Genomic DNA, 2,428 nt, shown 5'->3' with positions numbered 1-2,428 from the left:
TTTGTACTACAGATTTTGCCAAATCGATGGACGGGCAGCCGGTATTGAACACCACCTTAGGGTCTTCGCCCAATTTGAGGACACGGGCTTCGGCTTCTTCTGAAGCCACAAAGTGATAGTCGGCCAGTTTGGTGATGGCGTGACGCACTTTTTCATCGATATTACCGGTGACTTCTCCCCCTTGAATGTGTGCGAGGGGAATATTCATATAGGAGGCACAAATGGCGGTGGCCATCGTTTCAAATCGATCAGCAACGGTAACCACAACATCGGGGCATAAGTTATCAAATACCGTGGAAAGCTCCAGTATGCCAATGCCTGTGGTTTTTGCGGCAGCAGTGAGATTCTCACCTTCAAGCACATTAAACACTTTTGCAGCGATTTCAAACCCGTCTTTTTCCATATAATTGATTGCTGAACCGTAACGATCGAGCAAAGCCGAAGCTGCCACAATGAGTTGCAACTCCAAATCAGGGTGCTGCTTAATGGCAGTCAACACCGATTTCACCCGGCTGTATGACGGTCGGGCGGTGATGACTACGGCTATTTTTCTTTTTGGCATAAACTGAAAATTTTATTTGGTTAAAAATATAAAAATGATTTGAGGCCTCAAGGTTGTGAGGGGGTTTTTTGTTCAAAGTTTGTAGTTCAATGTTTAAAGTTAAAATGAATTTTAATCCTTTCCCCCATCAATACCATAAAATTCAGCCTACTCAACGTCCCAGCTTACCTTTTCGTCGGACGCTGTCGTAGAAGCTTTACCGCGTGTCGCAATAGCTTTAGCGGTGGCACAGCGTAGGTGCCCTGAATCCGCCTTTTGGCGGAGCAAGGCGGCCAGGCAGGTCTGCGATGAAATAGTTCTCGCGAAGTCGCAAAGCCGCTAAGGGTTTTGGTACATAGGACGTTTTACCTTGTCACCACATCGCCCCTCTCGTTGTTCCCCGATCTCTTCTTTATTTTCTATGTTCTAAAATCCAGCCATCGGCAGGCAGGCTCACTTCTAATGTCTCACGTCTCTCTTTTATAGCCACTAAGACCCCAACACAAAGAATTCAGTTTAAACCTCAAGTTGCCTTGTCTCCCCATCACCCCTTCTCCTAGTCTTCCAATCTCCCTGTCGAAGCCTAATCGGTGTAGGTTGTTTGGGAAGTTTTCTTTTGGTTTTATTAAGAGTTTGTACAGAATTTTCCTGCTTTTGGTCGATAAAAAACTAGTATAATCGGCTAATAACATTAAATTTGTATTAAATTTTGTATTTTCGCATATTAATTATAGATTTTAAACAATCTTTACAGAGAACTAATCAAACATTACTATGAAAAAAACCGTTTTATGTCTGCTTATCGCTATAGGAGCAATGACAGTGCAAGCACAAGAACAAGAAGAAAAGAATTACAACCAGTGGTCAGTGGAACTGGAAGCCGGTGTACACAAGCCTGCCACACCATTTTCACCGGGGTACTACACCTCAACACCTAGTTTTTGGCAAGGAGGTTTGGGTATTCGTTATATGTTTAACGAAAAGTTTGGTGCCAAGTTGGACTTTGGGTACAACAATATTGAAAGTGCCGACAACAGCATGGAATTTAAATCTGAATATTTCAGAACCAGTCTTCAGGGAGTTGTCAATATGGGAAGTGTATTGAACTTCAGAAACTGGACCAACAGTCTTAACTTTTTGGTTCATGGTGGTATGGGCTATTCAGCCAACAAACCAACTGAGCCGAATGAGTTTTCAAGTGCAGACCAAATGCTGAACCTGATTGTGGGGATTACCCCACAGCTCAGATTGAGTGACCGTGCAGCACTTACGGGTGACTTGAGTTTTATAGGTCACACAAGACATTCAGCTACCTGGGACGGTGCTCAACCATTAAACACAGTAGTAAGCAACAACCAGTTGCGTGGTTTAAACGGTTATATGGTTAACGGTTCCATAGGTTTGACCTTGTATTTAGGAAGCAAAGAAGTACATGCCGACTGGTATTCTGAAGAAGATGAGCTTTACAGCTATATCTATGAACTTGAAGAGCGTATTTCCAAGATCGAGACTGACCTGATTGACTCAGACCAAGACGGTGTGCCTGATTACTTGGATCGTGAACCCAATACTACCCCGGGTGCTTTGGTAGATTCCAAGGGGCGTGCTGTGGACACCAACAACAGTGGGATTCCGGATGATATAGAGGCTGCAATGGACAAAAGATTTGCTACCAAAGCTGATCTCGAAAATGCCGATGGCGGACTTGATATGCAAAAGCTTATCAACGAGGGTTATGTAAACGTGTATTTCAGATTTAACAGCGACCAGCCTGAGGTTTATTCACTAAGTGCTGTAAACTATCTGGTGACTTATATGAAACAAAACCCATCTGCCAATGCTGAGTTGATTGGATTTGCTGACGAAATTGGTAATGCAGAATACAAT

At 43.4% G+C, this 2,428-nt stretch carries 2 protein-coding genes; one reads left to right on the top strand and one right to left on the bottom strand.

Annotation, left to right across the window (positions count from 1 at the left end):
• The coding region (locus tag AC6F75_RS12950) for a UDP-N-acetylglucosamine 2-epimerase (protein ID WP_500715512.1) at positions 1-562 on the bottom strand (562 nt) is incomplete at its 3' end.
• Between the two features lie 753 nt (positions 563-1,315).
• On the opposite strand from AC6F75_RS12950, the gene AC6F75_RS12945 reads away from it, so the two are divergent.
• Positions 1,316-2,428 (top strand): outer membrane beta-barrel protein (locus AC6F75_RS12945; RefSeq protein ID WP_500715511.1); only part of this gene is annotated, 1,113 nt, incomplete at its 3' end.

It is taken from the genome of Planktosalinus sp. (genome assembly GCF_059864935.1).
The sequence above is the reverse complement of the archived record's forward strand: the minus strand, read 5'-3'. Positions and strand labels throughout refer to the sequence as shown.